At 74.4% G+C, this 25,762-nt stretch carries 26 protein-coding genes; 16 read left to right on the top strand and 10 right to left on the bottom strand.

The genetic code is table 11. From position 1 onward, the window contains the following. The first annotated feature begins 29 nt into the window (after positions 1 to 29). Positions 30 to 1,427, top strand: coding sequence for a cation:dicarboxylate symporter family transporter (locus tag ACQEVB_RS34675; RefSeq protein WP_432981891.1), 1,398 nt, complete (start codon positions 30 to 32; stop codon positions 1,425 to 1,427). Here the strand turns inward: ACQEVB_RS34675 and ACQEVB_RS34670 are convergent. Beyond that, on the bottom strand, positions 1,351 to 1,788 hold the full coding sequence (locus ACQEVB_RS34670) for a hypothetical protein (RefSeq protein WP_432981888.1): 438 nt from the start codon (positions 1,786 to 1,788) through the stop codon (positions 1,351 to 1,353). The two genes, ACQEVB_RS34675 and ACQEVB_RS34670, sit on opposite strands and share 77 nt — an antisense overlap. Then, on the bottom strand, positions 1,785 to 2,360 hold the full coding sequence (locus tag ACQEVB_RS34665; protein ID WP_432981885.1) for an RNA polymerase sigma factor: 576 nt from the start codon (positions 2,358 to 2,360) through the stop codon (positions 1,785 to 1,787). The genes ACQEVB_RS34670 and ACQEVB_RS34665 overlap by 4 nt, the downstream gene beginning before the upstream one ends. A 144-nt stretch (positions 2,361 to 2,504) precedes the next feature. Here ACQEVB_RS34665 and ACQEVB_RS34660 point away from each other — a divergent pair, with 144 nt between their 5' ends. Genes ACQEVB_RS34660 through ACQEVB_RS34650 form a run of 3 tightly spaced genes read left to right on the top strand, consistent with a single transcriptional unit; the run spans position 2,505 to position 6,084 of the window. Further along, complete coding sequence (locus tag ACQEVB_RS34660; protein WP_432981882.1) at positions 2,505 to 4,268, top strand: helix-turn-helix transcriptional regulator; 1,764 nt, start codon at positions 2,505 to 2,507, stop codon at positions 4,266 to 4,268. Positions 4,269 to 4,324: 56 nt separating this feature from the next. Continuing rightward, positions 4,325 to 4,849 (top strand): RNA polymerase sigma factor, encoded by a 525-nt coding sequence (locus ACQEVB_RS34655; protein WP_432981879.1) that lies wholly within the window; start codon positions 4,325 to 4,327, stop codon positions 4,847 to 4,849. Next, positions 4,846 to 6,084, top strand: a complete 1,239-nt coding sequence (locus tag ACQEVB_RS34650; protein WP_432981876.1) for a VOC family protein — start codon at positions 4,846 to 4,848, stop codon at positions 6,082 to 6,084. The genes ACQEVB_RS34655 and ACQEVB_RS34650 overlap by 4 nt, the downstream gene beginning before the upstream one ends. Before the next feature lie 110 nt (positions 6,085 to 6,194). Here the strand turns inward: ACQEVB_RS34650 and ACQEVB_RS34645 are convergent, their stop codons facing one another. Together ACQEVB_RS34645 and ACQEVB_RS34640 are read right to left on the bottom strand one after the other, a co-directional pair. Further along, positions 6,195 to 6,746, bottom strand: coding sequence for a DinB family protein (locus ACQEVB_RS34645; protein WP_432981873.1), 552 nt, complete (start codon positions 6,744 to 6,746; stop codon positions 6,195 to 6,197). Between the two features lie 40 nt (positions 6,747 to 6,786). After that, the gene (locus tag ACQEVB_RS34640; RefSeq protein WP_432981870.1) at positions 6,787 to 7,497 is read right to left on the bottom strand and encodes an SDR family NAD(P)-dependent oxidoreductase; all 711 of its coding nucleotides are present in this window, start codon (positions 7,495 to 7,497) and stop codon (positions 6,787 to 6,789) included. 85 nt (positions 7,498 to 7,582) lie between these two features. Between ACQEVB_RS34640 and ACQEVB_RS34635 the strand changes: the two genes are divergently transcribed. Then, the gene (locus ACQEVB_RS34635; protein WP_432981867.1) at positions 7,583 to 8,428 is read left to right on the top strand and encodes a helix-turn-helix transcriptional regulator; all 846 of its coding nucleotides are present in this window, start codon (positions 7,583 to 7,585) and stop codon (positions 8,426 to 8,428) included. On the opposite strand, the gene ACQEVB_RS34630 is transcribed toward ACQEVB_RS34635, so the two are convergent. Next, positions 8,388 to 8,990, bottom strand: coding sequence for a TetR/AcrR family transcriptional regulator (locus tag ACQEVB_RS34630; RefSeq protein WP_432981864.1), 603 nt, complete (start codon positions 8,988 to 8,990; stop codon positions 8,388 to 8,390). The two genes, ACQEVB_RS34635 and ACQEVB_RS34630, sit on opposite strands and share 41 nt — an antisense overlap. A 64-nt stretch (positions 8,991 to 9,054) precedes the next feature. Here ACQEVB_RS34630 and ACQEVB_RS34625 point away from each other — a divergent pair, with 64 nt between their 5' ends. Then, the gene (locus tag ACQEVB_RS34625; protein ID WP_432981861.1) at positions 9,055 to 10,233 is read left to right on the top strand and encodes an MFS transporter; all 1,179 of its coding nucleotides are present in this window, start codon (positions 9,055 to 9,057) and stop codon (positions 10,231 to 10,233) included. Here the strand turns inward: ACQEVB_RS34625 and ACQEVB_RS34620 are convergent. From ACQEVB_RS34620 to ACQEVB_RS34605, 4 genes are read right to left on the bottom strand one after another with little or no spacing between them, the layout of a single operon-like run. Then, positions 10,230 to 10,991, bottom strand: coding sequence for an SDR family NAD(P)-dependent oxidoreductase (locus tag ACQEVB_RS34620; RefSeq protein ID WP_432981858.1), 762 nt, complete (start codon positions 10,989 to 10,991; stop codon positions 10,230 to 10,232). The genes ACQEVB_RS34625 and ACQEVB_RS34620 overlap by 4 nt on opposite strands. Continuing rightward, entirely contained in the window at positions 10,991 to 11,995 is a 1,005-nt protein-coding gene (locus ACQEVB_RS34615; RefSeq protein ID WP_432981855.1) for an acetamidase/formamidase family protein, read from the bottom strand. The genes ACQEVB_RS34620 and ACQEVB_RS34615 overlap by 1 nt, the downstream gene beginning before the upstream one ends. A gap of 40 nt (positions 11,996 to 12,035) precedes the next feature. Beyond that, entirely contained in the window at positions 12,036 to 12,221 is a 186-nt protein-coding gene (locus ACQEVB_RS34610) for a hypothetical protein (protein WP_432981852.1), read from the bottom strand. 58 nt (positions 12,222 to 12,279) lie between these two features. Further along, a complete protein-coding gene (locus ACQEVB_RS34605) occupies positions 12,280 to 13,230 on the bottom strand; it encodes a methionyl-tRNA formyltransferase (RefSeq protein WP_432981849.1) in 951 nt (316 codons plus the stop codon). Between the two features lie 46 nt (positions 13,231 to 13,276). Between ACQEVB_RS34605 and ACQEVB_RS34600 the strand changes: the two genes are divergently transcribed. From ACQEVB_RS34600 to ACQEVB_RS34590, 3 genes are all read left to right on the top strand, one after another. Further along, positions 13,277 to 14,956, top strand: a complete 1,680-nt coding sequence (locus tag ACQEVB_RS34600) for an ABC transporter ATP-binding protein (protein WP_432981846.1) — start codon at positions 13,277 to 13,279, stop codon at positions 14,954 to 14,956. 181 nt (positions 14,957 to 15,137) lie between these two features. Further along, positions 15,138 to 16,892 (top strand): ABC transporter ATP-binding protein, encoded by a 1,755-nt coding sequence (locus ACQEVB_RS34595; protein WP_432981843.1) that lies wholly within the window; start codon positions 15,138 to 15,140, stop codon positions 16,890 to 16,892. A 56-nt stretch (positions 16,893 to 16,948) separates the two neighbouring features. Continuing rightward, a complete protein-coding gene (locus ACQEVB_RS34590) occupies positions 16,949 to 17,713 on the top strand; it encodes a maleate cis-trans isomerase family protein (RefSeq protein ID WP_432981840.1) in 765 nt (254 codons plus the stop codon). 73 nt (positions 17,714 to 17,786) lie between these two features. Here the strand turns inward: ACQEVB_RS34590 and ACQEVB_RS34585 are convergent, their stop codons facing one another. Continuing rightward, positions 17,787 to 18,902 carry an ROK family transcriptional regulator gene (locus tag ACQEVB_RS34585; RefSeq protein WP_432981837.1) on the bottom strand — a complete coding sequence of 372 codons (1,116 nt, stop codon included), beginning with the start codon at positions 18,900 to 18,902 and terminating at the stop codon, positions 17,787 to 17,789. A 51-nt stretch (positions 18,903 to 18,953) separates the two neighbouring features. Between ACQEVB_RS34585 and ACQEVB_RS34580 the strand changes: the two genes are divergently transcribed. The 7 genes from ACQEVB_RS34580 to ACQEVB_RS34550 all read left to right on the top strand — a co-directional run bounded on the left by ACQEVB_RS34580 (position 18,954) and on the right by ACQEVB_RS34550 (position 25,762). Next, positions 18,954 to 20,258: an extracellular solute-binding protein gene (locus ACQEVB_RS34580; protein ID WP_432981834.1), complete on the top strand. Its 1,305-nt coding sequence runs from the start codon at positions 18,954 to 18,956 to the stop codon at positions 20,256 to 20,258. Continuing rightward, entirely contained in the window at positions 20,258 to 21,073 is an 816-nt protein-coding gene (locus ACQEVB_RS34575) for a carbohydrate ABC transporter permease (RefSeq protein ID WP_432981831.1), read from the top strand. The genes ACQEVB_RS34580 and ACQEVB_RS34575 overlap by 1 nt, the downstream gene beginning before the upstream one ends. After that, on the top strand, positions 21,070 to 21,906 hold the full coding sequence (locus tag ACQEVB_RS34570) for a carbohydrate ABC transporter permease (protein WP_432981828.1): 837 nt from the start codon (positions 21,070 to 21,072) through the stop codon (positions 21,904 to 21,906). Before ACQEVB_RS34575 ends, ACQEVB_RS34570 begins: the two co-directional genes overlap by 4 nt. Before the next feature lie 6 nt (positions 21,907 to 21,912). Further along, positions 21,913 to 22,965, top strand: coding sequence for an ABC transporter ATP-binding protein (locus tag ACQEVB_RS34565; protein ID WP_432981825.1), 1,053 nt, complete (start codon positions 21,913 to 21,915; stop codon positions 22,963 to 22,965). Further along, positions 22,962 to 24,275: a glucosylglycerate hydrolase gene (gene ggh / locus ACQEVB_RS34560; protein WP_432981822.1), complete on the top strand. Its 1,314-nt coding sequence runs from the start codon at positions 22,962 to 22,964 to the stop codon at positions 24,273 to 24,275. The genes ACQEVB_RS34565 and ggh overlap by 4 nt, the downstream gene beginning before the upstream one ends. 177 nt (positions 24,276 to 24,452) lie before the next feature. Next, entirely contained in the window at positions 24,453 to 25,118 is a 666-nt protein-coding gene (locus ACQEVB_RS34555) for a haloacid dehalogenase type II (RefSeq protein WP_432981819.1), read from the top strand. Beyond that, the gene (locus ACQEVB_RS34550) at positions 25,118 to 25,762 is read left to right on the top strand and encodes a spermidine synthase (protein ID WP_432981816.1); all 645 of its coding nucleotides are present in this window, start codon (positions 25,118 to 25,120) and stop codon (positions 25,760 to 25,762) included. Before ACQEVB_RS34555 ends, ACQEVB_RS34550 begins: the two co-directional genes overlap by 1 nt.

Below are 25,762 nucleotides of genomic sequence, written 5' to 3'. Positions count from 1 at the left end.
TCGGAATGTGGGCGACCTAGGTTCCGACCGTGTCGAAGCCTCGCTGGTACCAGTCGCTGTTCGTCCACCTGCTCGTCGCGGTCGTGGCGGGCGTGCTGATCGGCCACTTCTGGCCGCAGATCGGCGGCGCGCTGAAGCCGCTCGGCGACGGGTTCATCCGGCTCATCAAGATGATCATCGCGCCGCTGGTGTTCTGCGTCGTCGTCACGGGCATCGCGGCGGTCGGCGACCTGCGCTCGGTGGGCCGGATCGGGTTGAAGGCGATCGTCTACTTCGAGATCGTCACCACGTTCGCGCTGGTCTTCGGACTGGCGGTGGCCAACCTGCTGCGTCCGGGCGCCGGGCTCGCGATCGACCCGGCCACCCTCGACCCGGGCGCGGTGGCGGCGAAGACGGCCGGCGGGCACCTCCCCTCCACCGCCGAATTCCTGCTCAACGTGATCCCCGACAGCATCGTCGGCGCGTTCGCGCAGAACAGCCTCCTGCAGGTGCTGTTCTTCGCCGTCATCTTCGGCTGCGCGCTGTCCCTCGTCGGGCCGGAACGGGCGCCCGTGGTGTTCGGGTTCATCGAGCAGGTGCAGCACACGATCTTCGTCGTCATGCGCTGGGTGATGCGGGTGGCGCCGATCGGCGCGTTCGGCGCGATGGCGTTCATCATCGGCCAGTACGGCATCGCGACGCTCGGCACCTACGCCGCCCTCATCGGCGCCTGCTACGGCGCCGGCGCGCTGTTCGTGCTGGTGCTGGCCGCCATCTCGCGCTGGTACGCGGGAGTGTCGCTGTGGCGGTTCCTGCGCTACGCCCGCGAGGAGTTCCTGCTCGCCCTCGGCACGGCGTCGACGGAGTCGGTGCTGCCGCGGATCATGGCGAAACTCACCGACGCCGGCTGCTCCCGCGCCACCACCGGGCTCGTCGTGCCCACCGGCTACTCGTTCAACCTCGACGGCGCCACCCTCTACCTCGCGATCAGCACGGTGTTCCTCGCCCAGGCGTTCGGCGTCGAGATGACGCTCGGGCAGCAGCTGGCCGCCGTCGGCGTCCTCATGCTCACGTCCAAGGGCATGGCCGGGGTGCCCGGTTCGTCGTTCCTCGCCCTCTCGGCGACGGCCGCGGCGATCGGCGCGTTCCCCGGTCGCCGGGGTGGCGCTGCTGCTCGGCGCGGACCGGCTCATGGACTCGATGCGCGTGGTGGTGAACCTGCTCGGCAACTGCGTGGCGACGTTCGTCGTGGCGAAGTCGGAGGGCCAGCTCGACCGGGAGCGGATGGAGTCCGTGCTGGTGCGCGGCGAGGCGCCCGAGCCGGTGACGGGACCGGAGGAGCGGGAGGTCGCCGTCACCACCTGATCGGCTTCAGAGCACCACCCACGTCGTCACGACGGCACCCAGCCGCAGTCGCACCGGCCCGGCCACCACCGGAGCGGCGGTGAACCAGCCGTCCTCGTCCACGGCGACGACCAGCTGTTCCGCGGCACCGAACTCGACCGTGACGGTCTCGACCTGCGTGCCGTCGACGAGGCCGCGCAGCTCCCGGCCCCGTGGCCCCTCCTGCACCTGCACCTCGACCGTGACGTCGCCGGCCTCGAAGGACAGCACCCGCACGTCGGCGGTGCCGGAGCGGACCGAGGTGAGTGCCTCCGCCGAGTCGAGCACGAGCTCGGCCAGCTCCTCGTCCAGGCGGCGGGTCGTGAAGGCCGTCCGGGCCATGGCAGTCACCAGCTCCGGGGGCGGGTCGACGGCGGCGGCGATGCCGCGCAGGCGTTCCAGGAACGCGTCGTCCGGGCTGGTCACAACCGCTCCTGCAGGTCGAGCAGGTCGTCACCGGCGGCGATCCGGCGCAGCTGGTCGAGGCAGCGCCCGCGGCTGGGCCCGATGCTCCCGACCGGGATGCCCAACGCAGCCGAGACCGCGGCGTACGACGGCGGCGGCGTCGCCATCAGCACCCGCAGCAGCTGCTGGCAGCGCTCCCCCAGCGCCTGCAGGGCCCGCCACAGGGCGGCGTCGCGCTCGTCGGCGAGCAGGGCCGCGTCGACGGGCGGGGTGTCGGCGACCAGCACGTCCGACCAGTCCTCGCCGCCCGGCGCCTCCCGGCCGCCGCGGCGCAGGATGCGCAGGCACTCGCGGCGCACGGTGGTGGCGAGCCAGCCGGGTAGCCGCCTCGGGTCCTCGATGCGGTCCAGGTTCTCGACGAGCCGCAGCCAGGTCGTCTGGACAGCGTCGCCGGCGTCGGCCTGGTCGAGCCGGAAGCTGCGCGCGATCGCCCAGAGCATGCCCGTGTACGCGTCGACGAGCGCGTCCCACGCCGCCTCGTCGCCCGCGGCGGCCGCGGACACGAGCCGAGCCGTCGTCGCGTCGTCGATCACGAACTCCTCCTTGCACCGGTACCCGGGCATCGCACGGTTCGAGAGCACCGGCGGTCCAGCGCTGATCCCGGGAATCACCCGGACGGACGCATCAACCGGCCGATCCGACCGCTCTGCCCCGCTGTAGACGCGGAGGGAGCCCCGATGGCGGAGTGGACGTTCAGCGGTGGTGCGGCCGAGCGGGTGCGGGCCGCGGCGGCAGCACTGCGGCACCGTCCGGGCGTGCTGGTCACCGGACCGGCCGGCAGCGGGCGCACCCGGTTCGCCCGCGAGCTGCTCGCGGCCACCGCGGAGCGGCACGGGCCCGGCGCGTGGGTCACCGCGACCGCGGCCGGAGCGACCGTCCCGCTGGGTGCGTTCGCCGCGCTGAGCGCGTCCGCCGAGGTCACGGCAGCCGCCGAGCAGGTCGCCGCCCGGTGCCGCGGCGTGCTGGCCGTGGACGACGCCCACCTGCTCGACCCGGCGTCGCTCGCGCTGGTGCACCGGCTGGTCGCCACGCGGGCGGTGCCGGTGATCGTCACCGCGCGGACGGCCGGGCCGCTCGTGGACCTGTGGAAGGACGGCCGCCTGGAGCGCGTCGACGTCGACGTGCCGGCGCCTGCGCAGCTGCACGAGCTGCTGGAGGCCGGGCTCGGCGACCAGGTCGAGTCCGGCACCGCGGCCCGGCTGCACGAGCTCACCGGCGGCGACCTGGCGCTGGTGCGCTCCCTCGTGGCGGACGAGACCGCGGCGGGGCGACTGCGCCGGGTGGCCGGCGTGTGGCTGTGGACGGGGGAGCCGGAGCTCTCACCGCGCACCGTCGACCTGCTCGACGCGCACCTGCCCGTCGACGCGGCCGCGTGCCCCGCCGTCGAGGTGGTGGCCGCGCGCGGGTCCGTCCGGCCCGGCGAGCTGGACCGGCTCGTCGGCGCGACCGCCGTCGAGACCGCCGAACGGGCCGGGCTGCTCCGCGAGCAGGACGGGCTGGTCACGCTGACCGTGCCGCTGCTGGGCCGGCTGGTGCGCGAGCGCGCGGGGACCATCCGCATGCGCCGCCTCGGCGCTGCCCCGCTGCCCGCGCCGCGCCCGCCCGTGGCCGACGCCGTCGCGACGGCGGCCGCGCTCGCCGCCCGCGGCCGGCTCGACGCCGCCACCCGCGCCCTGCGCGACGCCGTCGCCGTCAACACCGCGGACGGCGCGCCCACCGGCCCGATCCAGCTGCAGTTCGCCGTGGTGCTCGGCATGCGCGGCGACGCCGCAGGCGCCGCGGCCGCACTGGCGCTCAGCACGGGGTGCCGGCGCCAGCACCTGATCGCCCGCGCGTGGGCCGCGGCGGCCGCGGGTGCGGTGTCCGAGGCCGCGGCGCACGCCCGGCACGCGGCCGTGCTCGCCCGCGACGACGCCGACCGCGACGCCGAGGTGGCGGCGCTGCACGCGGCCGTCCGGTTCGGCGACCCCGGCGGCGCGGCCCGGCTGGCCGCCCTCGCCGACACCGTCCCGGGCGCCGACCTGGCCGCCGCCCACGCCGGGGCGCTCGCGGACGACGACGGCCCTGCCCTCGACACCGTCGCACGCCGGCTGGCCGAGCGCGGGGCGCTGCCCGCTGCCGCGGACGCCGTCGCCCAGGCCGCGGCCGCCCACCACCGCGCGGGCGCGCGCGGGTCGGCCATCGCCTCGGCGGCCCGCGCGGAGGAGCTCGCCCGGCGCTGTGGCGGCGCCGTCACCCCGGCGCTGCGCGCGGCCGCGCGACCGCTCCCGTTGACCGCCCGCGAACGCGAGGTGACCTCGCTCGCCGCCGGCGGGATGAGCAACAAGGAGATCGCGGCGCGGCTCGTCGTCTCGGTGCGGACGGTGGAGGGCCACCTCTACCGCGCCTGCGCGAAGCTGCACGTCGACACCCGGGCAGCCCTGGAAGCGGTGCTGGGCTGATACGACGATCGGGTGAATCCGCGACGGAACTGCCGGCTCCCCGGCGATGAAGGGTCGTGAGCGGCAGGGAGAACGTCCGACCGGACGCGGGCACGGCCTTGCTCGAGCTGTACGACGCCGCGCTGCCGCAGGTCTACGGCTACCTCCTGGCCCGGTGCGGGGGCACCGCACTCGCGGAGGACCTGACGGCGGAGACGTTCCTCGCCGCCGTCACGGCCTGTCGCCGGGTGCCGCCGCCCGCACCGAGCACGGCGTGGCTGGTCGGGATCGCCCGGCACAAGCTCGTCGACCACTGGCGGTCCGCGGAGCGCGAGCGCCGCGGACTGACGGCCGTCGCGCACGAGCCGGAGCCCGATTCCGACCCGTGGGACGAGCGCATCGACGTGCTGGTCGCGCACGACGTGCTCGCCGCCCTCGACGGCCTGCACCGGGCCGCGCTGACCCTGCACTACCTCGACGGCCTCGGCGTCGGCGAGGTGGCGCGGGCGCTGCGGCGCACGGTGCCGGCCACCGAGTCGCTGCTCGCCCGCTCCCGCGCGGCCTTCCGCCGGGAGTACCGCCGGATCGGGGGAATCGCATGACCAGCCCGTTCGACGAGCTGCGCGAACCGATCGTGCCCGTCGACCCCGACCCGGCGTTCGCCGCCGCGCTGCGCGCCCGGCTGGAGCGCGAGGTGCTCGCACCTGCATCGGAGACACCTGTGACCACGACCGAGACCCGCCCGGCCAGCACCGTGCGACCGCACACGCTGACCCCCTACCTGCGCGTCCGCGACACGGCCGCTGCCATCGACTTCTACGTGGCCGCGTTCGACGGCGTGCTCCGCGGCGAGCCCTTCCCGCGGGAGGACGGCCGCATCGCGCACGCCGAGATCACCATCGGCGACAGCGTGCTGATGCTCGCCGACTCGAACCCCGACATCGACATCCTGTCGCCTGCCGAGCGCGGCGGGCCGACGGGCTCGGTGCGCATCGAGGTGCCCGATCCGGATGCGGCGTTCGCCGCAGCCGTCGCCGCGGGGGCCAGCGTGGAGCGGCCCGTCCAGGACGAGCCGTACGGGCGCGGCGGGGTCGTGCTCGACGACTCCGGCAACCGGCTGATGATCGTGCAGGCGGTGCCGGCGCTCGGCGCCGGCGACCTCACCTACGCGTCGCTGTGGGTGCGCGACGTCGAGCGGGCCACCCGGTTCTTCGGCGCGGTGCTGGGCTGGGCGTTCGCCGCGGACCACGACGGCGCCGGCGTGCAGGTGACGAACCTGCCCGGGCACCTGGGCATCTGGTCGACCACCGGCACGCCGACGCTCTTCTGCTGCTACGCCGTCGAGGACGCCGAGGCCGCGGTCGCGGTGGTGCGCGCGGCCGGCGGAACCGCGCAGGACGTGGCGCCGACCCCGTACGGGCCGCTCGCGCAGTGCGTCGACGACCAGGGGGTGCCGTTCGCGGTCAACCAGGCCGTCGGCGGGCCGGTACCGGGCCAGGCGTCCGGCGCGCTCGGGTACGTCGAGCTGCGGGTGCCCGACGTCGCCCGCGCCCGCGCGTTCTACGGGTCGACGCTGGGCGTGCAGTACCTGCCCGGCACCGACCCGGGCTACTGGCACCCGTTCCGCGCCGGCGCGCCGCTGCGTCCCATGGCCGGGCTGGCAGCGGGACCGGAGGCCGCGGTCGTGCCGCTCTTCGTCGTCGACGACCTGGACGCGGCGCTGACGGCGGTCACGGCGGCGGGCGGCCGGGTGGACGAGGTGAGCGAGCGCGGCCACGACCCGATCGCCTCCTGCGTCGACGACCAGGGCTTCGCGTTCGGCCTCTACCCGGCCTGAGCACGCCGGCGGGCGTGGGCCCGCCGGACGACGACGTCACACATCCAGTAGGGACGTCACACACGTTGCAGCATGTGTGAGGACCGCACTCGGTGTGTGACGTCATCGAGTCACTGCCCGACACGACCGTCCACGAGCTCGCGCAGGAGGTCGGCGTGGCCGTTGTGCCGGGCGTACTCCTCGATCATGTGGATCAGCACCTGCCGCAGGTTCGTGTGCATGTCCGACGGGCGGCTGCCCGGCACCTCCAGGTCGGGCGCGGCCGCGACGAACGCGTCGGTCCACGCGCACTCCTCCCGCCACGCGGCCCACGCCTCCTCGACGACCGCGGGGTCGGCGACGGCGCCGTCGAAGTCGCCGTCCGGGTCCTCGGCCGAGGAGTAGCGCGGCGGTGCGTCCTCGCCGGCCATGTAGCGGCGGAACCAGCTCCGCTCGACGTCGGCGAGGTGGCGGACGAGCCCCAGCAGCGACAGCGTCGACGGCGGCACCGAGCGCGCCGCCATCCCGGCCGCGTCCAGGCCGGTGCACTTGATCTCCAGGGTGAGGCGCTGGTCGCGCAGGTAGCCGACCAGGGTGCTGCGCTCGTCGGTCATCGGCGGGCGCACCTCGCGGGGGTCGTCGGCGAGGTCGAGGAACATGTCCGCCCGTGCGGTCTTGGCCATGACCGCACCGTCCTACACCGCGACGGCGGGCGCGAGCGGATTACCAGGGCACGGTTCCATGGCGGTCGACGAACGTCCCCGTCGGCCCGTCCGGCGCGGCGGTGGCGAGCGCGACGATCGCGTCGGTGCCCTCGGTGACGGTCTGGTGGCCGCTGTTGCCGTTGAGGTCGGTGGCGGTGTAGCCGGGGTCGGCGACGTTGACGCGGAACCGCGGCAGGGCCTTCGCGTACTGCGTCGTGATCATGTTGAGCGCGGTCTTGGACGACGGGTAGCCGAGCGCGACGATGGTCGACTCCAGCCGCTCCGGGTCGCTGGTGACGGCGATCGAGCCCATCCCGCTGGAGACCATCACGATCCGCGGCGCGGCCGAGCGCTCCAGCAGCGGCAGCATCGCGTGCGTGACCCGCACCGGGCCGAACGTGTTGGTCTCGAACACCGTCCGCAGGTGCTCGGCGGTGGTGTCGAGCGCGCCGACCCGCTCGCCGGTGATGCCCGCGTTGTTGACCAGCACGTCCAGCCGGCCCCACCGCCGTTCGATCTCCTTCGCGGCGGCGGCGACGGAGTCGTCGTCGGTCACGTCGATCGGGACGGCGTGCACGTCGCCGCCGAGTTCGGCCGCGGTCGCGGCGCCGCGTTCGGCGTCGCGGCTGCCGAGCAGCACCGTCCAGCCCAGCTCGGCGAGGCGGCGGACCGTCTCCCGGCCGAGCCCCTTGTTCGCGCCGGTGACCAGCGCGATCGTCGTTTCCGTCATGCGATCACCGTGCGGCGCCGGCCGGAGCTCCGCCAGGGATCAGCAGTACCAGGCACGTCCGCGCGCCGCGGGGCATGCTGGACGCATGGACCGAGTGGAGCTGGGCGCCGCCCTGCGGGTGTGGCGCGAGCGCATCACCCCCGCCGACGTCGGCCTGCCCGCCGGTCTGCACCGGCGCACGCCCGGCCTGCGCCGCGAGGAGGTCGCGCAGCTGGCCGGGGTGTCCGTCGACTACCTGACCCGGCTGGAGCAGCGCCGCGGCCCGCACCCGTCGGAGGCCGTGCTCGGCAGCCTGGCGCGCGCCCTCCGCCTGTCCGACGCCGAGCGCGAGCACCTCTTCCGCCTCGCCGGGGCCAGCCCGCCGTTGCCCGGCCGAATCCGCAGCATCGTGCGCCCCAGCGTGCTGCGCCTGCTCGACCGGTTCACCGACCTGCCCGCCCTGCTCGTCGACGCGAAGACCGACGTGCTGGCGTGGAACCCGATGGCCGCCGCGCTGCTCGGCGACTTCTCGGCCGTCCCGCGGGCCGAGCGCAACATCGTGTGGATCGCGTTCGTCAGCGGCGAGCGCCGCGTCGGCCTGGACGAGGCGGACCGCGACCGCATGGACGGTCACCTGGTGGCGGGCCTGCGCCGGGCCGCTGCCCGCTACCCCGACGACCCCGGCATGCAGCGGCTGATCGCCACCCTGCTGAGGCGGAGCCCGCGGTTCGTCGAACACTGGGAGCGCCGCGAGGTCAAAGGGCGCCCGGACGAGCAGAAGACGATCCGCCATCCCGAGCTCGGCCCGATCGTCCTCGACTGCGAGCGCCTGCACGTGCCCGAGGACGACCAGGAGCTGATCGTCTACTCCGCGGAACCCGGCACCCGCAGCGCCGAGGCGCTCGACCTGCTCAGGGTCGTGGGTCTGCAGCAGCTGACGGCACAGACGTGAACGCGCGGGACGCGGCGGCGCTGAGCTGCGCCCGCAGCTCGGCCCGGTCGACCGTGCCGTCGGCGTCGCCGGCGATCATCGTCACCAGGTGCGGGAACACCCGCTCCAGCGTGCCCAGCGCGAGCCCGACGAGCACCGCGTAGCGCGCCTCGTGCTCGTCGATGCCCAGCATCTCGGCGAACGCCGTCACCTTGCGCGCGTAGACCGCGCGGCGCTCCTCCTCCGCGACGATCGGCGCGTCGGCCCGCTCGAGGGTCTCCCACATGACCAGCCGGGCGACGTCCGGGTGCTCGGCGTGGAAGGCCAGCTTGTGCGCCACGTAGGCGCCGAGGTCCTGGTCGTCACCGGTCTCCAGCTCGCGGGTGATGTCGCGCATCGAGTCGGCGAGCGCGGCGGCGAACAGGTCGTCCTTGTTGCCGAAGTGGCCGTAGATGCGTTCCTTGTTGACGCCGGCCGCGGCCGCGATGCGATCGACCCGGGCACCGGCCGACCCGTGCCGCGCGAACTCGTGGCGGGCCGCGTCGAGCAGCTTGCGACGGGTGTCAGCCGGATCCCTCGCCATGCGCATACACTACCACCAACTAGTTGGTTGACAGACCAGCCAACTGGTTGGTTGACTTGTCGCCATGTCCACCACCGCCTGCACCCGGCCGGGCGTCGACCGCCGGACCACGCTCACCCTCGCCGTCATCGCCGCGCTGGCCGCCGGGAGCATCTACTACGTCCAGCCGCTGCTCGACACCATCGCGCGCGAGTTCGGGGTCGGGCCCGCGGCCGCCGGGCTGCTGGTCACCGCGACCCAACTCGGGTTCGTCGCCGGCCTCGCCGTCGGCGGCCCGCTCGGCGACCGGACCTCCCGACGCACCCTCGTCACGGCGCTCCTGGCGACGTCCGCCGCCACCCTCGCGCTGGCAGCCGTGACGCCCGCGTTCTGGCTGCTCGTCGTCGCGATGACGGCGATCGGGATCGCAGCAGCGGCCGCCCAGGTCGCCGTGCCGTTCGCGGCCCAGCTGGCCGATCCCGCGCACCGCGGGCGGGTCACCGGCACGGTCATGGGCGGCCTGCTGCTCGGCATCCTGCTCGCGCGCACGGTGTCGGGCGCCGTGGCCGGCGCGGCCGGCTGGCGCAGCGTCTTCGTCGCGGCCGCGGTGGTCATGGCCGTGCTGACGGTGGTCGCATGGCGGCTGCTGCCCGCCGACCGCGACGGCAAGGACCCGCGCGGCCTGGGCGCGCTGATCGGGTCGATCGCCGGGCTCGTGCGCGCTGAGCCGGTGCTGCGCAACCGGATGCTGCTCGGCGCGCTGGGCATGTTCGGCTTCTCCGCCACGTGGACGGCGTCGGCGTTCCTGCTCGCCGGCCACTACGGGCTCCCCGACCCGGTCATCGGCCTGTTCGGGCTGGCCGGGGCCGCGGGCGCGCTGGCCGCGCCGCTCGTCGGCCGGTTCGCCGACCGCGGGCACGGCGCCCGCGCCACCACGGCGGGCTGGATCCTCGTCGCGGCCGGCTGGGGGCTGCTCTGGCTGGGCGGAAGCTCGCTCGTCGCGTTCGTCGCCGGGCTGCTGGTGCTCGACATGGCCGTGCAGGCGCTGCAGATCTCCAACCAGAACCGCATCTACCAGCTCGACCCGGCCGCGCGTGGCCGCATCACCACCGCCTACATGGTCTCGATGTTCAGCGGCGGCATGGTCGGCTCGGTCGTCGGCGCCTCCGCGTTCGCGCAGGGCGGCTGGACGGCCGTGTGCGTGGCCGGGCTCGTCGTCGCCGGTCTCGGCGGGGCGCGCTGGTGCGCGACCCGGGATCGCTAGAGCTGCACGCCGCGCGTCAACGCCCCGTCGACGACGAGGTTGGTGCCGCTGATCCTCGACGCGCGTGGGCTGGCCAGCATCACCACGGCGTAGGCGGTCTCGTCCGGGGTGCCCATCCGGCCGGTCGGGTTGAGCGCCATCGCCGCCTCGAACAGCGACGGGTTGCCCTGCTCGACGTTCTGCCAGACACCGCCGTCGAAGTAGACGTTGCCGGGCGAGACCACGTTGGCGCGGATGCCCTTCCCCGCCAGGTCGTGGGCCAGGCCGGAGACGTAGTGCACGATCGCCGCCTTCATCACCCCGTACGAGCCGTCGGCGAAGTCGATCTCCCGGCCGGACACGCTGGACACCGCGATGATCGACGGGGCCGCGCTGACCTCCAGGTGCGGCAGCGCGGCCTCCACCAGCCGCACGGTGTGCATGAGGTCGACCTCGAAGCTCGACCGCCAGTTCTCCTCGCCGGGCCCGATGGCCAGCGCGCTGACGTTCGCGACGACGACGTCGATGCCGCCGAACCGCTCCGCCGACGCGGCCACCCAGGCCGCGAGCGCAGTGCCGTCGGCCACGTCGACGGCCGTGCCGGCGACCTCGGCGCCGTCGGCCGTCAGCTCGGCCTGCGCCGTGTCGACGTCCTCGGCGGTGCGCGCGCAGAACGCCACCCTGGCGCCCTCCGCGGCGAGCCCCTCGACGATCGCCCGTCCGATGCCCTTGGTGCCGCCCGTGACGAGCGCGACCTTCCCGTTGAGTCCGAGGTCCATCAGACCAGCCCTTCCGCGATCGACCGCAGGTGCGCGTGCATCCCGTCGTACGCCGACGCCGGCGGCAGCAGCGCCTTCTCCAGCAGCGTGAGCGCGCTGTAGTTGACGTCGACGACGTTGGCCAGCGGCGCCCGGCTCACCTGTGTGAGCAGCTGGTAGGCGTCGAGCCGGTCGAGCCCGTACAGCTCGCCGAGCCAGCCGATCATGCCGACCTGGCTGGCCCGCCACGCGTCCTCCAGCGGGCGCGCCGAACCGACGACGGCGTAGTGGTCGTCGTGCTCCAGCCGCGGCCACGGCGGCGGGGAGCCGCCCTTGATCAGCTCGACGATCAGCGTGACGTCCATGGCGCCCTCGACCGCCGTGCCGCAGCTCTCGCCCTCGCCCTGCCGGTAGTGCCCGTCGCCGACGGAGAACAGCGCACCCTCGACGTTGACGCCCAGGTAGCAGGTGGTGCCGGGCTTCATCTCGGGGGTGTCCATGTTGCCGCCGAACGTGTCGGGCACCAGGCTCGACCGCACCTCCCGCGCGGGCGGTGCCACCCCGACGGTGCCCAGCATCGGAGCCACCGGCAGGTCGATCACCAGCGAGCTGCGCTCCGCCTCGAACCGGACGGTGCCGGCGGCACGGTCGAGCTGGTAGATCCACGTCCGTTCGGGCAACGGCTCGTTCAGCAGCGCCGTGCGGTCGGTGCCCGTGAGCGCGCCGAAGAACGGGATCGTCGTGGACGCGGCCCAGTCGCGCGCCGGGGTGAGGTCGACGATGTGCAGCGCGAGCGTGTCGCCCGGCTCCGCGCCCTCGACGAAGAACGGGCCGGTCTGCGGGTTGACCTCGGCCATGTTCAGCACCTGGCTCGGCCGGTCGGTGGTGCGGGTGAGCCGGCCGGAGAACGCGTCCTCCGTCCAGAGCCGCAGCACGGTGCCGGGCCTGATGCGGTGCGTCGGGGCGACCCCGCCGAACGTCCAGGCGTACTGGTCGGGGCTCGGGCGGAACTCGACGACGTCCACCGTGGTGATCGAAGCCCTCCCACAGGGCCGCGGCAAGACCTCAGGGCGAGTGCGCGGCCGCGGGCACCGGCCGCGACGAACCCCGCCGCTGCCGCGGGATCCGCTCCGCGAGCGCGGGCAGCAGCGCCGGGAGCAGCGCGAGCTGCCCCTCCTGCGCCCGGTTGGGCGCCCGGACGTGCGCCATCACCCAGCCCGTGGCGCGGGCGTGGCCGTGGACGAACGCCATGTCCACCACCTCCTCCTCACCGGAAGGAGAGCACGGGACACCGACAGTCTTCGCGAGGTCAGGCCGGGTGGCTCGTCAGGTAGCCGCCCATGCGCTCGAAGTACTCCGCGGCGTCGAACTCGCGTCCGTCGTCCGTGCGCACGCGCTGCAGCACGAGGCCGCGGTTGCGGCCGCGCCGCGCGTCGGCCCCCGCGACGATCACGACGCCGCGGCCGCGGCGGATCACGATCCGGCCCGGGGTGCCGCCGATCGCATCGTCGGTGACGGTGGCCGAAAGGACCCGCAACCGCTGGTCGCCGTGATAGCAGTAGGCGTTCGGGTACGGGTCGACCTGGGCGCGCACCAGGTTGAAGATGTCGCGCGCCGGCCAGCCGAAGTCGATGCGGTTCTCCTCGTCGCCGCGCCGGTGGAAGTACGACGCGGCCCGCCGGTCCTGCGGCTGCGGCCGGGCCGCGCCGGACTCGATCAGCTTCAGCGCGTCGACCGTGATCGGCCCGAACATGGCCAGGGTGCGGTCGAAGAGGTCGACGACGGTGTCGGCGTCCGTGATCGGGGTGGCGTACTGCAGCACCACGTCGCCGGCGTCGAACTCGGCGTTCATCATGTGCGCGGTGACGCCGACCTCGGGCTCGTCGTTGATCAGCGCCCAGTTCAGCGGGGCGAAGCCCGCGTAGGCGGGCAGCAGCGCGTCGTGCACGTTGAGCGTGCCGAGGCGCGGGATCGAGAACACCTCCGGCGCGAGCCAGGTGCGCCAGTTCGACACGACCACGATGTCGGCCTGCGCGGCGGCGATCGCGGCGCGCACCTCGGCGTCGTCGGCGCGTTCGCGCACGAGCGTCGGGATGCCGTGGTCGGCGGCGAGCTCGGCCACCGACTCGTTGAAGATCTTCTCGTACGGGTTGTCGCTCTCCGGGTGCGTGACGATCAGCGGCACCTCGTGGCCGGCGTCGAGCACCGCCTCGATGGTGCGCCGCCCCCACGTCATGTACCCGAACGCGACCACCCGCATGCGCCACTCCGCTCCGTTCGACTCAGGTGAGGATAACCTTACGAACATGGCGGGGATGATCACCGGGAGCCGCGTCCTCCGCGACGCCGTCGGCTCGCAGCGACGCCAGGTGGGGCTCTCCGGCCTGCTCATGTGCGGCCACCAGGCGGGCGAGGCGCTGGTCCCGGTCCTGGTGGGCGTCGTGATCGACGCGGCCGTCGCCACGGGCGACGTGGGCGCCCTGCTGTTCTGGATCGCCGTGCTCGGCGTCGACTTCCTGTTCCTGTCGTGGTCCTACCGGTTCGGCGCGCGCGTCGCGAAGGCCGCCGAGCAGCGGATGGACCAACGGTTGCGGCTGCAGGTCGCCGATCGCGTGCTCGACCCGCACGGTGGCGCCGAGACCGGTCGACTGCCCGGGAGCCTGGTCAACCTCGCCACCTCCGACACGTTCCGCGTGGCGGTGATGGGGTTCGTGCTGCCCATGGGCGCCGCGGCGGTCGTCGCGCTCGCCGTCGGGACGGTCGCGCTCCTGCGGATCTCCGTGCCGCTGGGCCTGCTGATCCTGCTCGGCACGCCGCCGCTGCTCTACGCCGTGCACCTGCTGGGCAAGCCGCTGGAGAGGCGCAGCGGCCCGGAGCAGGAACGGGCGGCGCTGGCGAGCGGCGTCGCCGCCGACCTCGTGGCCGGGGTGCGCGTGCTCAAGGGGATCGGCGCCGAACCCGTCGCCGTGCGCCGCTACCGGCGCACCAGCCGCGACGCCCTCGGCGCGACGCTGCGCGCCACCCGCGCCCAGGCCCGCTTCGACGGCGCGGTGCTGGCCATCAACGGGCTGTTCCTGGCGCTGATCGCGCTGGTCGGCGGCCGGATGGCGGCCGAGGGCACGATCAGCGTCGGCGAGCTGGTGTCGGCGGTCGGGCTGGCCCAGTTCCTGGTGGGGCCGCTGGAGATGTTCGGCGAGGTCATGGGCTGGCTCGCCATGGCCAGGGCGTCCGCGGTGCGCGTCGCGGACGTGCTCGCGGCCGCGCCCGCCGTCGGTGCCGGTGATCGGCCGGCCCCGGCGCAGGTCACGGGCGCGCTGCGGCTGCGCGGCCTCGCGCACGGCCCGCTGCCGGCACTGGATCTCGACGTGCCCGCCGGGGAGATCGTCGGCGTCGTCCCGGCGGATCCGGCCGCCGCGACGGCGCTGATGCGCCTGCTCGCCCGCGAGGTCGACCCCGAGGGCGGAACCGTCGAGCTGGACGGCGTCGCCCTGACCGCCTATCCCCCGCAGGCCGCCCGGGCCGCGGTGGTGGTCTCGGCGCACGACGCGGAACTGTTCGCCGGCACCCTGTGGGAGAACGTGGCAGCTGGGGGCGACGCGGTCGCGACCGCCATGGCCGCGGCCCGCGCCGACCAGGTCGCCGAGGCCCTGCCCGACGGCGTCGAGACGGCGATCACCGAGCAGGGCCGCTCGCTGTCGGGCGGGCAGCGACAGCGCGTGGCACTCGCCCGGGCACTCGCCACCGGCGCGCCCGTGCTGGTGCTGCACGACCCGACGACCGCCGTCGACGCCGTCACGGAGGCGGAGATCGCCGAGGGCCTGCGCGCGCACCGAGCCGGCCGCACCACCCTCCTGCTGACGACGAGCCCCGCGCTGCTCGCGGTGACGGACCGCGTGGTGCTCCTGGACACGGACGGCACGACCACGGCGGGAGACCACGCGGCGTTGCTGGACAGCGCCCGCTACCGGGAGGTGGTGCTGCGATGACCGCGAGTTGCCCCGCCCTGGACGGCGAGTTGCCCCGATCGGGACGGCGAGTCGCCCGAATCCGTACGGCGAGTTGCGGATCTCAGGACGGCGAGTTGGCGATCCCGGAACGGCGACGAGCGTCCCGATCCGGCCAACTCGGCATCCCGAGCGGGGCAACTCGCGGTGCGGGGGGCGGGCGATGAGCGGCGAGTGGGCCCTCCTGCCCGTCGCCGACGGCGCGCGCATCCGCGCCGCCCTGCGCGAGCTGCTCCGCCCGTTCCGGTGGCAGGCCCTCGCCGCCGTCGCCGCGCTGGTCGCCGGCGCCGCGGTCAGCCTGGTCACCGCGCCCCTCCTCGGGCGGATCGTCGACCTCGTGGCCTCCCGCCAGCCCGCCGACGCCGTGACGGGCCCGGTGCTGGCGCTCGCCGTCGTGGCCGTCGCGCAGGGCCTGCTCGCCGTCCTCGGGGTCACGCTGGTGGCGCGCGTCGGTGAGGGCATGCTGGCGGAGCTGCGCGAACGGTTCGTGGCCCGCGCGCTCACGCTGCCGCTGGAGCAGATCGAGGAGGCCGGCTCCGGCGACCTGACCTCGCGCGTCACGTCCGACGTCTCCCGCATCGCGGAGGCCGTGCGGGAGGCCGTGCCCGACTTCGCGCGCTCGGCGCTGCTCATCGTGCTGACGCTCGTCGGTCTCGCCGTGCTGGACTGGCGGTTCCTGCTGGCCGCGCTGTGCGCCGTGCCGGTGCAGGCGGCCACCGCGCGCTGGTACCTCAAGCACTCCACGGCCCTGTACGCCGAGCAGCGCCGCGTCGCCGGTACCCAGCAGCAGCAGCTCCTCGACACCATCGGCGCCGCGGCGACCGTGCGCGCGTTCGGGCTCGCGGCCGCCCACCGCGAGCGCGTCCACGCCCGCTCCGAGGACGTCGTCCGGCTCGGGCTGCGCGTGATGGGCATGCAGACGCGGTTCTTCGGCCGGCTCAACACCGCCGAGTGGATCGGCGTCGCCGCCGTCCTGACGGTCGGGTTCCTGCTGGTCCGCGCCGACCTGACGACCATCGGCACGGCCAGCGCCGCGGCGCTCTACTTCATCAACCTGTTCGGCCCGATCAACGTGGTGCTGTTCCTGCTCGACACCGCGCAGTCGGCCACCGCGAGCCTCGGGCGCATCGTCGGCGTCACCGACCTGCCGGCCGAGCAGCAGCCCGCCGAGCCCGCCCAGCCGGCCGACGGGCGGGTGCAGGTCAAGGGCCTCGGCCACGCCTACGTCGAAGGGCACCCCGTCCTCGACGACGTCGACCTCGACCTGCCGGCAGGGTCCACGGTGGCGCTCGTCGGCACGAGCGGCGCCGGCAAGTCCACGCTGGCCAAGCTGGTCGCGGGCGTGCACCGGCCCAGCGAGGGCAGCGTCGGCATCGGCGGGGCGGCGATCGTCGACATCGGCCCGGACGGCATGCGCCGCACCGTCGCGCTGATCACGCAGGAGGTGCACGTCTTCGCCGGCACCCTCGCCGACGACCTGCGCCTCGCCCGCCCCGACGCCACCGACGACGAGCTGCGCGCCGCCCTCGCCGCCGTCGACGCGCTGGACTGGGCAGTGGCTCTCCCCGACGGGCTCGCCACCGTCGTCGGCGCGGGCGGGCACACACTCACCGTCGTGCAGTCGCAGCAGCTTGCGCTGGCCCGGCTCGTGCTCGCGGACCCGCCCGTCGCGATCCTGGACGAGGCCACCGCGGAGGCCGGCAGCGCCGGGGCGCGCGTGCTGGAGGCCGCGGCCCGCACCGCCACCGCAGGACGGACCGCGCTGCTCGTCGCGCACCGGCTGACGCAGGCCGCAGCCGCCGACACCGTCGTCGTGCTGGACGGGGGCCGCGTCGTCGAGCAGGGCACGCACGCCGAGCTCGTCGCCGCCGGTGGGCGGTACGCGCAGCTGTGGCAGGCCTGGTCGGCGCAGCGCTAGACCGCCGAGGCCGACGGGCGGAGAATCGTCGCCCCCGATCGGCAGGAGGCGGCGCGATGTGGCGAGCGGACGGGTGGGACGCGCGGTGGCGGCTCGGTGTGCTGGTCCCGCACGCCGACGTGGGCCCGGAGTCGGAGCTGCGGGCGATGGCGCCGGCGGACGTCGGGATCCACACCGCGCGGGTCCCGTTCGGCGCGATGACGGCCGGCGGGGCGATGGACCCGACGATCCCGCTGGCACCCGTGCGGGCGTTCGCCGAGCCACCCGGCGTCGACGACGCGACAAAGCTGCTGGCCGCGGCGCCGGTGCAGGCGATCGGGTTCGGGTTCACCAGCTCCGCGTACGTCATCGGCGCCGGCGGCGAGGAGAAGATGATCGCCCGGCTGCGTGACGTGGCCGGTGGGCTGCCGGTCGTCACCCCGTGCGCCGCGGCCGTGACCGCCCTGCGCGAGTTCGACGCCACCCGGCTGGCCGTACTGAGCCCGCCGTGGTTCGACGCCGAGCTCTGCGACCTCGGCCGCGCCTACTACCAGGAGGCCGGGTTCGACGTGCAGCTCTCCGCGCCGTGCGGGCTGCCGAGCGGGCAGGGCCTGATCACCCCGCAGGAGCTGCAGGACTGGGTGCTCGCGAACGTACCCGACACGGTCGACGCCGTGACGATCGGGGGCAACGGGTTCCGCGCCGTCGGGGTCATCGAGGTGCTGGAGGGGCTGCTCGGACGCCCGGTGCTCACCGCCAACCAGGTGCTCCTGTGGGCGATGCTGGGGGCCGCAGGCGCAGATCCCGGCCTGGTGCGCGGGTACGGGAGGTTGTTCGCGTAGCGCCGACGCGTCGAGAACGACGTTGCGGTGAATATGAATCGTTTCAAATAACCGTAACGTCGTTCTCGACGCGTCAGGGTGGGCGGGGGGCGGCCGCCACCGCGGCGTCCACCGCCTCCGGCGCGTAGGCCGCGGCGACGACGAGCCGGGCCAGCCCGGTCACCGTGGCCCCGGACGTCCCGGCCTCGACCACCGGCCACGCCCGTTCGGTGACGGTCTCGTGGATCTGGCGCCGAACCCGTTCCACCACGAGCGGCAGCGGGCCGAGGGTGCCGCCGAGCACCAGCCGGTGCGGGTTGACCGTCGTGACGGTGGTGGCCAGCGCCGTGCCGAGCACGTCGGCCGCCTCCGTCAGCGCCGCGGCGACGGTCGGATCGAACTGCGCCGCCACCAGGTCCCCCAGCGAGCCGCCGAGCCGCTCCAGCAGCGCCCGCCCGGACGCGTAGGCGGCGAGGCAGCCGCGCCGCCCGCACCGGCACAGCGGCCCGGTGGCCGGGCCGACCCGCACGTGCCCGATGTCGCCGGCCAACCCGGCGGCACCGCGCAGCACCTCTCCCCCGACGACGATGCCGCACCCGATGCCCATCGACAGCTTGACGTGCACCAACGTCTCGTCCGGTCCGCGGCTCTCCCCCACTGCGCCGGCCCGCGCATCGTTCTCGACGACCAGCGGCACCGTCCAGCGCTCCCGCACCGCATCGCGGACTGCGCCGGGCGCCCAGCCCGGGATGGTCGTCGGGTGCACGACGGTGCCCGACGCCGGGTCGACCGCCGCCGGCACCCCGATGCCCACGCCGACGAGCCGTTCCCCGCGACCGCCGGCGAGCAGCGCCGCACCCGAGTCGAGCGCCGCCGCGAGCACCCCCGGGTCGGCGATCTGCACGTCACTGGCGCTGCCGCGCAGCTCGCGCCCGGCCAGGTCGGTGACGGCGACGCGCGCGTGGGTCTGCCCGAGGTCGACGGCGAGCACGACGCGTCCGCGGTCGTCGAACCGCACCCGCCGCGCCGGCCGCCCTCCCGTCGGCGCGAGCGCCTCGGCCTCGTAGATGTAACCGAGCCGGGCCAGCGCGTCCAGCCGCGCGACGAGGGTGCCCCGGGACATGCCCGTCACGTCCAACATCTGTTGGCGCGACAGGCCGCCGTGCTCGCGCACCAGCGCGAGCAGACCGCCGTGACTCGTCGCACTCATGGCTTGACGGTAACCGCCTTTTGTCTACATAGTGCACAGAAGGGAGGCAACATGCGCGTAACACGGCCGTCACGGCGCGCGTTCCTCAGCGGTCTCCTGGCCACGCCGCTCGTGGCTGCCTGCGCGGGCTTCGACACCAGCGGCGCCGCGTCCCCGGGCACCGTCGGCTTCCTCTCGACGCAGTTCGCGCCCGTCGAGGAGCGGCAGCGCTACGAGCAGGTGCTGCGCCGGCTCCCGGTGCCGGTGGCCTACAACCCCGTCGACGCCGGCGTCTTCCGCACCACCATCGACAGCCAGACCCGGTCCGGTCAGGTGCAGGTCGGCATGGTCGGCGGGCTGCACGGCGACCTGGCTCCGATCGCCGACCGCCTCGACGACGTCGACGGGCTGCTCGCCGACCTCTCCGGCGCCGGTTACGCCCCCGAGGTGCTGCAGCTGGCCCGGATCGGCGGCGCCGCGGCCAAGTACGTGCCGTGGATGCAGGCCACCTACGTGCTGGCGGTGAACAAGCGCGCGCTGGAGTGGCTGCCGCCCGGCGTGGACGTGCAGAACCTCGACTACGCGGGCTTCCTGCGCTGGATGCAGGCCGGCAAGGCTGCGCACGGTGCCCCGATCTTCGGACTGCCGGCGGGACCGAAGGGCCTGCACCACCGCTTCCACCAGGGCTTCCTGCTGCCCAGCTTCACCGGCGGGCAGATCACCACGTTCGCGTCCGCCGACGCCGTCACGGCGTGGGAGTACCTGCGCGACCTGTGGGCGGTCACCGCGCCCGCCTCGACGAACTACGCGTTCATGCAGGAGCCGCTGGCCCGCGGCGAGGTGCTGGTCGGGTGGGACCACGTGGCGCGGCTCGTCGGCGCCACCAAGGAACGGCCCGACGACTGGCTGATGGTGCCGGCCCCGCGTGGGCCGAAGGGCCTGGGCTACATGCTGATCGTCGCCGGCGTCGCCCTCCCGCACGGCGGTCCCGAACGCGACAAGGCCGAGCAGGCCATCCGCGGCATGGCGAGCGCGCCCATGCAGGTCGAGACCCTGCGCAGCAACGCGTTCTTCCCCGTCACCTCGATCGAGCTGCCCACCGACCTGCCCGGCGGCATCGCGCTGGAGGCGAAGGCCGTGCGCGCGCAGCGGGACGCCGACGGCGCGGTGCTCGCGCTGCCGCCCGTCGGCGTCGGCGCGAAGGACGGCGAGGTCTCGCAGGTGTTCAAGGACTGCTTCACCCAGATCTGCCTCGACGCGCGCCCGGCCCGTCAGGTCGTCGACGCGCAGGCCGGCGTCCTCTCCCGCATCCTCGACGGACTGAAGGTGCCGTGCTGGGCGCCCGACCCGCCCGGCGCGGTCTGCGAGGTGGGGTGATGAACCGGTCCCGGATCGCTCCCGTCGTGTGGCTCGTCGGGCCGTCGGTGCTGTTCATGGCGCTGCTGTTCGGCTGGCCGCTGATCGTGGGCATCGGCACGGCGTTCACCGGTGACGGGCTCGGCCGGATGGTCGCCGACCCGTACTTCTGGCCCGCGGTGCGCAACACGCTGCTGCTGATCGTGGTGCTCATCCCGCTGCAGTTCGCGCTGGCCGTCGGGATGGCGCTGCTGCTGCGCGCCAACCCGCGCTTCGGCGGCCTCTACTTCTACGTGTGGGCGATCCCGCTCGCCGTCTCCGACCTGGCAGCCGGGCTGGTGTGGCTCGCGGTGCTCACCGACCGCGGCTACCTCAACTCCGTGCTCGCCGGGCTCGGCCTCTCCCCCGTGCCGTGGCTGGCGTTCGACAACCCGGTCTCGCTGTTCGTGGCCGTGCTGGTCGCGGAGCTGTGGCGGGCCACCGCGCTGGTGCTCGTGATCGTCGTGGCCGGGTTGCAGGGCATCCCCAAGGACTACGAGGAGGCGGCCGCGGTGTTCGGCGCGAGCCCCTGGCAGCGGCTGCGGCACGTGGTGCTGCCGCTGCTGCGGCCGAGCCTGCAGGTGGCGCTGATCCTGCGCACGATCCTCGCGTTCCAGACCTTCGCCGTCGCGCAGGCGCTGACCGGTCAGAACTTCCCGCTGCTCGTCGGCGAGACCTACCGCTGGTACACGGTCCTGCAGAACCCGAACGTGGCCGCCGCGCTCGCCGTCGTCGTGCTGCTCGTCTCGATGCTGACGTCGGTCGTCTACCTGCGCACCCTGCGAGCGCAGTCATGACCGACATCGACCGCACTCCCCTCCGGCGCCACCGCCGCAACCGCGTCCTGATCCAGGTCGCCTGCGTCGCCGTGACGGCGTTCGTGGCCGTGCCGCTCTACCTGGTCGCGCTCGCCGCGTTCTCCACGCGCGCCGCGCTCGACCGGTTCCCGCTGTCTCTGCTGCCCACGGACGTCTCCACCGAGACGATCGGCCGGTTCCTCGCCTCCACCGGCATCGTCGCGTCGCTGGGCAACTCGCTGATCGTCGGCTTCGGCGCGCTTGTGCTCTCCACGGCGGTGGGGGTGCCGGCGGCGTACGCGCTGGCCCGCTACGCGTTCCGCGGCAAGGACTCCTACCAGCTGTTCCTGCTGTTCACCCGGGCACTGCCGATCGTGGTGCTGTCGGTGCCGCTGGCCCAGCTGTTCCTGGTGTCCGGCATCTACGACACGACGTACGCGGTGATCCTGCTGCACGCCGCGCTCGCGCTGCCCACCACGATCCTGATCACGGCGAGCGTGTTCGTCTCCGTGCCCGTGGACGTGGAGGAGGCCGCGCGGGTCTTCGGCTGCACGCCCGCGCAGGCGTTCCGGCAGGTCGTCGCGCCGATGGCGCTGCCCGGCATCGCGGCCGCGTCGATCTTCACATTCGTGTTGAGCTGGAACGAGGTGCTGGGCGCCTCGATCCTCACGCTCAACCGGCGCACGCTGCCCGCCCAGGTGCTGACGTCGCTGGGCGAGTCGCCGCTGGCGTACCGCTTCGCCGGCGGGTTCGCGCTGGTGGTGCCTGCGCTGCTGTTCATCGCGGTCATGCGCCGCTGGCTGACCAACATGTGGGGGACGACGATCAGGTGAGCACGCATGGCTGAGATCAGCATCGAGGGCCTGGTCAAGACGTACCCCGGCGGCACCGAGCGGGCGACCGACGACGTCTCGCTCGACGTCGCCGACGGCGAGTTCGTGGTGCTGCTCGGCCCGTCCGGCTGCGGCAAGACGACACTGCTGCGGATGCTCGCCGGGCTGGAGCTGCCGGACGCCGGGAAGATCACCATCGGCGGCCGCGACGTCACCTACCAGCCGCCGCACCAGCGCAACCTGTCGATGGTGTTCCAGTCCTACGCAGTGTTCCCGCACCGCACGGTGCGCACCAACATCGGGTTCGGGCTGGCCATGCGCAAGGTCCCGGCGAAGGCGGTCGCGGAGAAGGTCGAATGGGCCGCCGACCTCCTGCAGCTCACGCCGTACCTGGACCGCTACCCCGCGAAGCTCTCGGGCGGGCAGCGCCAGCGCGTCGCCGTCGCGCGCGCGATCGTCATGGACGCCGACGTGCTGCTCATGGACGAGCCGCTGTCCAACCTCGACGCGCTGCTGCGGCTGTCGTTCCGCGCCGACCTCAAGAAGATCGTGCAGGACCTCGGCACCACCACCGTCTACGTCACGCACGACCAGGGCGAGGCGCTCTCGCTCGGTGACCGGGTGGCGGTGATGCGCAGCGGGCGGATCGTGCAGCTCGGCGACCCGCTCGACGTCTACGACAGACCCGCCGACCGGTTCGTCGGCGGCTTCCTCGGCTCGCCGCCCATGAACTTCCTGCCCGCCACCGTCGCCGACGGGCAGCTGGCCGTGGCCGGGCACTCCCGGCCCGCGCCCGCGCACCTGCCCGCCGGTGACCTGCTCGTCGGGATCCGGGCCGAGCACATCGGCCTCTCGGACGACGGGATCGAGGCGCACGTCGAGGTCGTCGAGCCCACCGGGGCAGCCGTGCTGCTCACCACCCGCGTCGGGACAGAGGTCCTGAAGGTCTCGGCGCCACCCACGTTCCGGGCCCGGCCCGGCGACACCGTCCGGCTCGACCTGGCGCCGGACGCGCTCCGCTACTACGACGCAGAAACGCAGCTGGCACTCTCACCGTGAACACCTCGAACAACAGCATCCGCGACGCCGCCATCGACGTCCTGCGCACCAACGACCTCGGCGCGATGACCGCCGCCGCCCCCGACCTGTACCCGCACCAGTGGAGCTGGGACGCCGCGTTCGTGGCGATCGGGCTCGCCCGCTTCGACGTGCCCCGCGCGGTGACCGAGCTGGAGACGCTGCTCGGCGCCCAGTGGAGCACCGGGATGATCCCGCACATCCGCTTCGCCGACGGCGGCGACTACTTCCCCGGGCCCGAGCGCTGGGGCCGGGCGGCCGCCATGCCGGACGGCGTCGCGACCAGCGGGATCACCCAGCCGCCCGTGCACGCGATCGCGGTGCGGCACGTGCTGGACCGCGGCCGGGAGAACGGCGGGCACGACCAGGTCGTCGCCGAGCGCTTCGTCGCGGAGACGTTCGACCGCTGGCTGGCCTGGCACCGCTGGCTCGCGACCGCCCGCGACCCGGAGGGCGTCGGCCTCGTGGAGATCCACCACGGCTGGGAGTCCGGGTTCGACAACTCGCCGCGTTGGGACGGCCCGTACTCCCGGGTTGTGCCCGGGCCGGTGCCGCCGTTCGAGCGGCGCGACACCGCGCACGTCGCCGACCTGGCCGAACGGCCCAGCGACGCCGAGTACCAGCGCTACCTGTGGTTGGTGGAGCAGAAGCGCTCCGTCGGCTACGACGACGACGCGATCCTGCCGATCGCCGCGTTCCGCGTCCGCGACGTGTTCTTCTCCGCGATCCTCGCCGCCGCCAGCGACGTGCTGGCCGGGATCGGCGAGGAGCTGGGCCGGCCGGAGTCCGTCGAGCTGCGGGCGATGGCGCGGCGGTTCCGCGCCGGCGTCACGTCGACGATCGACCCGATCAGCGGGCTGGCCCGCGACCAGGACGTGCTAACCGGCCAGTGGATCGCGCCGGAGACGATCGCCGGCTTCGCGCCGCTGGTGAGCGGCGGTTTCGCCGACCTGCTGGCGCGGCAGAGCCGGATCATCCGCGGGCGCCGCTGGATGGGGCACCCCGGGCTCGCGTACCCGCTGCCGCCGTCCACGTCACCGGCGAGCCCGGCCTTCCGGCCGTGCACGTACTGGAGAGGGCCGGTGTGGCCGTTCCTGACGCTGCTGCTCGGCTGGGCGGCCACCCGCGACGGCGACCAGGTGCTCGCGAAGGAGCTGCGCGGCGCCTCGCTGGACCAGCTGTCCGACCTGGAGTTCGCCGAGTACTACGAGCCGTTCACGGGTGCGCCGCTGGGCAGCAGACGCCAGTCGTGGACGGCCGCTGCGGCATTGGAGTGGCTCGGCACCGAGTGAGAGTGGTCGCACATCGTGCGCGTACGGACAATTGGGCAAGACACCTGCCGCACACGTAACGCTACGCGTATCAACGCGGAGTGAGCAGGTGCGCGGCACTTCCCTCCCGTGCCGCGTAGCGGCAGCGCCCGCCCGTGCCCTGGCCGGGCGCTGCCGTGCCCTCGCTACCGTGGAGCCGTGCCCGCCCCCGTTGCGATCGTTTTCGACGTGCTCGGCACCCTCGTCGACGAGCCGGCCGGGCTCCGGGCGGCGATCGCCGCGGCGACGGATCGCAGCGCCGACGGTGATGTCGACGGGCTGGTCCGCCTGTGGCAGGACCACGTCGCCGCCGAGCAGGAGAAGATCGTCGCCGGCCGACGGGCCTTCGCCCCGAGCGACGTGCTCGACGCCGAAGCCGCCGCGCTCGTCGCGGAGCGGGCGGGCATCACCGACGCCGCTGCGCTCGCCACCGCGAGCCATCGCCTCCCGCCGTGGCCGGACACCCAGGCCGGGCTCGCCCGGCTCGCGGAGCGGTTCCCGCTGATCGGGCTGTCCAACGCGAGCCCGCGCGCACTGCTGCGGCTCAACGCGCACGCGGGCCTGCGCTGGCACCAGGCGCTGTCCGCCCAGGGCGCCGCCACCTACAAGCCGGACGCCGCCGTCTACCGCCTCGCCGTCGACGTGGCGGGGTGCGCGCCGGAGCAGCTGCTCATGGTCGCCGCGCACGCGTGGGACCTGCGCGGCGCCGCGGCCGTCGGGTTGCGCACCGCCTACGTCGAGCGCCCGGTCGGCGACCCGCCGACTGCCTCGGATCGCTTCGACCTGCACGCCCGCGACCTCGCCGACCTCGCGGACCAGCTCTGATGGAGATCGAGCGGGTGCAGGGCGTGAACGGGGAGCTGGTGCTGCGCAGCCGCGGCACCGACCACGAGATCGTCGCCAACGGCGTGTTCCTCATGGACACCTCCGACGGTCGTTCCGAACGGCTGCTCGTCACGGCCGCCACCGAACGCATTCCGGCGCGCGGGCGGATGCTGCTCGGCGGCCTCGGCGTCGGGTTCTCGCTGGCCGCGGCGCTCGCCGAGCCGCGCGTGCGCGAGGTGCACGTCGTCGAGGTGGAGCCGGCGGTGGTGCGCTGGAACCGCGGCCCGCTCGCCGCCCGGCACGGCGACGCGCTCACCGACCCGCGGGTGCAGGTGCACGTCGCCGATGTCGCCGACGTGCTCGCCGGTGCCGCGGCGGCGGAGTACGACGCGGTGTGCCTCGACGTCGACAACGGCCCCGACTGGGTCGTCGTCCCGGAGAACGCCCGGCTCTACGCACCGCCTGGGATCGCCGCGGCCCTGCGCGTGCTGGCGCCGGGCGGGGTGCTCGCGGTGTGGAGCGCGACCCGCGTCGACGCGCTCGCCGCGCAGCTGCGCGAGCGGCTCGACGACGTCCGGGTGCTCGAGGTGCCGGTGGCGCGCGGTGAGCCGGACGTGGTGGTGCTGGGCACGGTCCGCGGGTAG

The sequence above is a fragment of the Pseudonocardia sp. CA-107938 genome (genome assembly GCF_050936315.1).
Taxonomy (GTDB): domain Bacteria; phylum Actinomycetota; class Actinomycetes; order Mycobacteriales; family Pseudonocardiaceae; genus Pseudonocardia.
The sequence above is the reverse complement of the archived record's forward strand: the minus strand, read 5'-3'. Positions and strand labels throughout refer to the sequence as shown.